The sequence below is a fragment of the Candidatus Thiodiazotropha sp. AKIB8 genome (assembly GCF_058244675.1).
Window position 1 is genome coordinate 1 of sequence record NZ_JBSYOO010000025.1, and the last position, 5,625, is coordinate 5,625.

Consider the following 5,625-nt stretch of genomic DNA (forward strand, 5'->3'; position numbering starts at 1 on the left):
TTGTTTCGGGAGAAATCCCGATGCCCCCCAGCGAGTCACTTCCTCGTTGAATAGGGCAGCCCGTAGCCTGGATGAAGTGCAACGGAATCCGGGAGAACAGTGCTCCAATCATCCCGGATTCCGCTTCACTCCATCCAGGCTACCTTGCTTTTAGATCTTGATGATTTTTTTGAGGCTATGGCAATGGTGAATCGTAGGGTGCGGCCCTGCCGCACCATCAGGGTGAGAATTCTCAAAAAATCCCAGATAGTTTGTTTATTGCCAGCAGCGTCTCTACACCGGCGCGTCGGGTGGTTTGGTTTTGGTTGGGCATGGTGCGGCAGGGCCGCACCCTACAGGTGAATTTGTTTCGGGAGATATTCCGATGCCCCCCCGGCGAGTCACTTCCTCGTTGAATACGGCAACCTGTAGCCTGGATGAAGTGCAACGGAATCCGGGAGAACAGCGCACCAATCTTCCCGGATTCCGCTTCGCTTCATCCAGGCTACCTTGCTGTTCGATCTAGCCGATTTTAACTGGTGAATTTTCAGCGGCAAAAAATGATATGGAGCACAAAGCTTAGGGATATCTTTATTGACATATAAGCAGGCCAAGCGGCACTCTAAGTCACTCCAAAAACTGGCTTGAATATATATCCCGGACTAGAATGGACTCAAACAACAAGCTCTACCGGGTCTGATAATTTGACTCGCCAAGATTTTTCACCTGCAACTAAGATATTGACTAATATGCCAAAATTTAGCGCTCTGACCTGGGTGGTCATTGTCATAGCTCAGATCACCTATGGCTTGATGGTCTACGCCGTAACCCGTAGCTACTATGAACAAAAACCGGCTGCGGCAGTAGCTGCATCTGGCAATAACGGTGTCACCGCACCGCACCCAAAGCCCAATCCGATGGGTGCAAACATAACACCTGGTAAACTCGGGCTCGCGCCAGCTGCCGAAGATCTCAGTCAGGACGATCCCGCACTGATCGCTCGCCTGGCAGACAACTACTTCGCAGAGAAAAACTACCAGCAGGCTATCGACCTCTATGAGCGTGCCATAACGATCAATCCAGACGATGTTGAATCCTATAACGATTTAGGCTTGGCTCTGCTCTATACCGGACAATCTGATCAGGCGGTTACTGTCCTGATGGCAGGCGTGCAGAAAAACCCTCAATTCCAGCGCATACAGCTTACCCTGGGTTTTGTGCTGGCACAGACTGGCGACAAGCAAGGCGCAGCTGATGCACTCAACAAGGCGATTGAGTTAGGCGCGGATAACAGTGTCGGCGTGGAGGCAAAGCGCATGCTTGGTGAGTTATAAAGTCACTGAACCTCTGATTGATTCAGAAATTGATCAGAGGTTCTTGGTTAAGGTTCACCAGCCACCAACACCACAGGGGTTCCTTAGGATTTGGATATGAATCAGCGAATGGATTTCAGCGGACGCTCAGTGCTTGTTGTCGGTGGTACCAGTGGCATCAATCTTGGTATTGCTGACGCGTTTGCCGCACAGGGTGCAGCTGTTGCTGTTGTCGGTCGTTCCCGAAAAAAGATGGAGAGTGCTCTCGAACTGCTGTCGAAAAGAGGCGGGGAAGTCATTGGACGCTGTGCTGATGTAAGGGAGCTGTCAGCGATAGAAAAAGTAATGTCTGAAATCAACGATGCCTTTGGTGGCATCGATATTTTAGTCTCCGGTGCAGCCGGCAACTTCCCCGCATCTGCTCTTGATATGTCCCCAAACGGTTTCTCTGCGGTTGTCGATATCGATCTGCTGGGTACCTACCATGTAGTGCGTAGCGCTTTTGCCTATCTCAATAAACCCGGTGCCGCTGTGATCAATATCTCTGCGCCCCAGGCCTTTATTCCGATGCCGATGCAGGTACATGTCTGTGCTGCCAAGGCGGGGGTTGATATGGTGACGCGGGTGTTGGCAATGGAGTGGGGTGAGGCGGGCGTCAGGGTAAACTCGATCGTACCAGGTCCGATTGCAGATACCGAGGGAATGAAACGTCTGGCGCCAACCGAGGAGGCGAAACGGATGATTGTTGATTCTGTGCCCCTGAAACGTTTGGGCAGAGCTGAGGATATAGCCAATATGGCGCTGTTTCTGGCTTCACCGATGGCATCCTATATCACTGGTGCAGTACTGCCGGTGGATGGGGGCTGGTCATTGGGTGGATTGAGCGTTATGGCGGCAGAGATGCAGAAACATATGAAGCCAACCCATTCCGAGAAATGAATTGACAGAAACCCGGTGCGGCAGGCCGCACCCACAACCGATTTGAATCCCGTAGAGTGCCGTCGATATGAACCCTCGTAGGGTGCGGCCTGCCGCACCATGTCCAAGCCAGAGTAACAGAGGAAACTCGCAGGCAGTGCTCAGATGCCACACCAATCCACCGGATAAGTCCCGTCACTAACGAATCGATGGAATGTTGACCAAGGCCAATCCCCAACCCCCCCGACCAACCCATGCTTAACCGGGTTGTAATGAAGATAATCAAGATGACGTGTGAGATCCGACTCATCACGGATCGAATGCTCCCAAAACCGCCGTTGCCAAATTGCAACCTCGCCACGTTTGCGCCTGGATAGACATGCACCACCATCGATACCGCCAGCAGCCAAGTAGCGCTTTGAGAATTTGCCTTTCACCCGATTCCATCGTAGTGAAAAATCCGAGTCCCCTTCAGGTAAGCTCCAGATGCAATGCAGGTGATCAGGTAACAGACAAAATCCAAGAGTGGTAAAAGGCATTTTCTGACCTGTTTCCAATATCGCATTACGCAAACATTGGCGCGCCAAAGGATCAGCAAACAAGGGCCGACGATTGAAAGTGACGACGGTAAAGAAATAGATACCACCCGCAACAGGATAGCGTTTGTAGTTCGACATATCGCCATTCCTTGGCAACGGATAGAGGTTGTTATTTTAGCACAGCCCACTAACGGTCCATCCGGTGCGGCAGGCCGCACCCTACGACTGATTAGAACCCTGTAGGGTGCGGCCTGCCGCACCATGTCCAAAGTCATGGCTATCGAATAGACTCATAGACCGCATTCGCTCCCTATGTAAATAGAAGAATCAACAGGTCGATAGAATCCCACCCCCCTGACGCTGTGCCCATGTTTGTAAGGTGTTATTATGCATCGATATTGAAAGGGTAGTTCCATCCTGTTCAACCGCTTTTCGAGAATGGCACTATCTGGAAGCCAACCGCATATGACTGAATCACAAAACCCTGTTCCCCACGTTTGTCTGTTTATTCTGAAGTTCGGAGATGGTGGCGTGGAGCGCATGATGGTCAATATTGCCAGGGGTTTGGCATTGATCGGAGTAAGAGTCGATTTCATTATCAAAAGCAGTAATGCACCCTATCTGCATCTGTTACCTGATACGGTTCGAGTGATTAAGTTTCCTGTGGCGAAACAGAGTGAAGCACTGCCGAAACTGCTCGACTACCTACAGCAGAACGATCCCGATATTGTGGTTTCAGCAAAGATTATGGATGACGAGATTGCCCTGCAGGCCAAACAGCATCATAAGGGAAAGACCCGCTTCTATCTGAGACCAGGTACTGCCCTGATATCGAGGATGAAGGCCCGAGGTATGGGTTGGCTTCGCCGCTGGTTGAAAACCCGTAATCTGGTGAAACTGTTCAATCAGGCGGATGGGATTGTTGCAGTATCCCAAGGTGTTGCCGATGAAGTGATGCAGCTCAGTAAGGTGCCAGAGGTGCGTATCACTGTCATTAAGAACCCCACCATTACACCTGAACTCTATGAGCAGTCCCAAGCTGAGATACCCGATCCCTGGCTGGCCCCCGATCAGCCTCCAGTGATACTCGGTATTGGAGGATTGCGCCGACAGAAAGACTTCCCCACCTTGTTGCGTGCCTTTGCTCAGGTGAGGCAGCAGCAGCCTTGTCGTCTGATGATTCTTGGTCAGGGCAACAAGGAGGCGCAACTGAAAAAATTAGCACATGAGTCTGGTGTGAGTGACGATTTTCGTCTACTTGGATTTGTTGATAACCCCTATGTCTATCTGAAGCATGCCGGGTTGTTTGTTCTCTCCTCTCTGTGGGAAGGGTCACCCAATGTCTTAACTGAGGCGATGGCTCTGGGTACGCCATCGGTGAGTACAAATTGCCCCTCAGGACCGTTTGAAGTCACCCGTGGAGGAGAGGTGCTGCCTTTGGTGCCGGTGGGGGATGTGGACGCATTGGCAGAGGCGATGCTAAATATCCTTCGGCAACCCCAAGACCCGGAAAAACTAAAGTCGGCAGTGAGTGAGTACACACTTGAAAGAAGTGCCAGAAGCTATCTGGCTGCGTTTGGTCTGAAGCTTTGAGTAATCCTCCACGCATTGCCTGTTTTCTGGCGACTTCCGGTCACAGCGGTGTGGACCGGCTGATGAAGAATCTGCTGCCTGGGATGGCGGCTGCCGGGTATCAGGTCGATCTGTTGAAGATCCAAAATCATGGGCCCAGCCTAAGTCTGCCACTGGCAGATAATCTTCGGGTGATCGAGTTTAAAACCAGGCATGTCCTGACTGCTCTGCCTGAACTGATCGGTTACTTGAGAAGATATCGTCCCGATGTTTTGCTATCCGATAAGGACAGGGTCAATCGAACTGCACTGTTAGCCAATACCCTCAGCGGAAGTGGTGCCAGAACGGCTCTACGTATCGGCACCACAGTGAGCAAAAATCTGGCGAGTCGCAGTCGCTCGGATCGCTTCATACAGCGTAACTCAATGCGCTATCTCTACAAACTTGCTGGCACCCTGCTTGTCCCTTCTGCAGGCGCGGCTGATGATTTTGCTGACTACATCGGATTTGATCGGGAGCGCATTGCCGTAGTTCCAAGTCCGATCATCACCCCAGGGTTTTACCAACGTTTGCAAGAGCCTGTAGACCACCCCTGGTTCCGCCCGGGTGAGCCGAAAGTGATCCTTGGTGTCGGGGAGCTGTGCCGGCGTAAGGATTTCACCACACTGATCCAGGCTTTTGCCCTGCTTAGAGATCGATATGATTGTCGTCTGATGATCCTTGGAGAGGGGCGCGCCAGAGCGCGCCTGGAAGCTGAGGTCAAACGGCTGAATCTCGAAACGCGGGTATCACTGCCCGGTTTTGTGGACACACCCTATCCCTATATGAGAGAGGCTGGTCTGTTTGTGCTCTCCTCCTTGTGGGAGGGACTGGCTGTGGTATTGGTCGAAGCGCTGGCGGCAGGAACGCCAGTGGCCGCCACCAACTGTCCGAGTGGTACGGAAGAGCTGTTGGGTGAACTAGAGGGAGAACCATTAGCGGAGATTGGGGATGTGGCTGGTCTGGCTGAAGCCATGGCCAGGCAGTTGGATAACCCGCTTCCGCCAGAGCAACTGAAAGCCGTTGCTGCCCCCTATACGCTGGAGAACAGCGTCGCCAGTTATCTCCGGGCGATGGGGTTGGTCGAGCCGTAGCTGGTTTGGTGCGGCAGGGCCGGCACCCTACGCCTGGTTCCCGGCCTAGTGTGGTGCGTCATATAAACCCTATATTTAGACAAGGCCAATCTCAGTTTGCGTTTAAATCACCTGCCTCGCCCTGCGGGAAGCCACTCAAGCCGCGATTGCGGCGTTGCACCCCTTGGTAAG

6 protein-coding genes are annotated in these 5,625 nt (G+C 52.4%); 5 read left to right on the plus strand and 1 reads right to left on the minus strand.

Annotation, left to right across the window (positions count from 1 at the left end; all coding sequences use genetic code 11):
• Window positions 1-364 precede the first annotated feature (364 nt).
• The 3 genes from AC4IFB_RS04640 (at window position 365) to AC4IFB_RS04650 (ending at window position 2,231) form a co-directional block, all read left to right on the plus strand.
• Entirely contained in the window at window positions 365-505 is a 141-nt protein-coding gene (locus AC4IFB_RS04640) for a hypothetical protein (protein WP_490779508.1), read from the plus strand.
• Window positions 506-728: 223 nt separating this feature from the next.
• Window positions 729-1,313, plus strand: a complete 585-nt coding sequence (locus AC4IFB_RS04645) for a tetratricopeptide repeat protein (RefSeq protein ID WP_490779509.1) — start codon at window positions 729-731, stop codon at window positions 1,311-1,313.
• Window positions 1,314-1,409: 96 nt separating this feature from the next.
• Complete coding sequence (locus AC4IFB_RS04650; protein ID WP_490779510.1) at window positions 1,410-2,231, plus strand: SDR family oxidoreductase; 822 nt, start codon at window positions 1,410-1,412, stop codon at window positions 2,229-2,231.
• Between the two features lie 140 nt (window positions 2,232-2,371).
• Here AC4IFB_RS04650 and AC4IFB_RS04655 read toward each other — a convergent pair whose 3' ends face one another.
• A complete protein-coding gene (locus tag AC4IFB_RS04655; RefSeq protein ID WP_490779511.1) occupies window positions 2,372-2,887 on the minus strand; it encodes an REP-associated tyrosine transposase in 516 nt (171 codons plus the stop codon).
• A 327-nt stretch (window positions 2,888-3,214) separates the two neighbouring features.
• Between AC4IFB_RS04655 and AC4IFB_RS04660 the strand changes: the two genes are divergently transcribed.
• Together AC4IFB_RS04660 and AC4IFB_RS04665 are read left to right on the plus strand one after the other, a co-directional pair.
• Window positions 3,215-4,342: a glycosyltransferase gene (locus tag AC4IFB_RS04660; RefSeq protein ID WP_490779512.1), complete on the plus strand. Its 1,128-nt coding sequence runs from the start codon at window positions 3,215-3,217 to the stop codon at window positions 4,340-4,342.
• Window positions 4,339-5,454: a glycosyltransferase gene (locus tag AC4IFB_RS04665; RefSeq protein ID WP_490779513.1), complete on the plus strand. Its 1,116-nt coding sequence runs from the start codon at window positions 4,339-4,341 to the stop codon at window positions 5,452-5,454. Before AC4IFB_RS04660 ends, AC4IFB_RS04665 begins: the two co-directional genes overlap by 4 nt.
• The last annotated feature ends 171 nt before the right edge of the window (window positions 5,455-5,625 follow it).

Coding starts and splice junctions, on each gene's coding strand:
- AC4IFB_RS04660 (WP_490779512.1), top strand. CDS start 3,215: ATGACTGAATCACAAAACCCTGTTCCCCACGTTTGTCTGTTTATTCTG.
- AC4IFB_RS04640 (WP_490779508.1), top strand. CDS start 365: ATGCCCCCCCGGCGAGTCACTTCCTCGTTGAATACGGCAACCTGTAGC.
- AC4IFB_RS04645 (WP_490779509.1), top strand. CDS start 729: ATGCCAAAATTTAGCGCTCTGACCTGGGTGGTCATTGTCATAGCTCAG.
- AC4IFB_RS04650 (WP_490779510.1), top strand. CDS start 1,410: ATGAATCAGCGAATGGATTTCAGCGGACGCTCAGTGCTTGTTGTCGGT.
- AC4IFB_RS04655 (WP_490779511.1), bottom strand. CDS start 2,887: ATGTCGAACTACAAACGCTATCCTGTTGCGGGTGGTATCTATTTCTTT.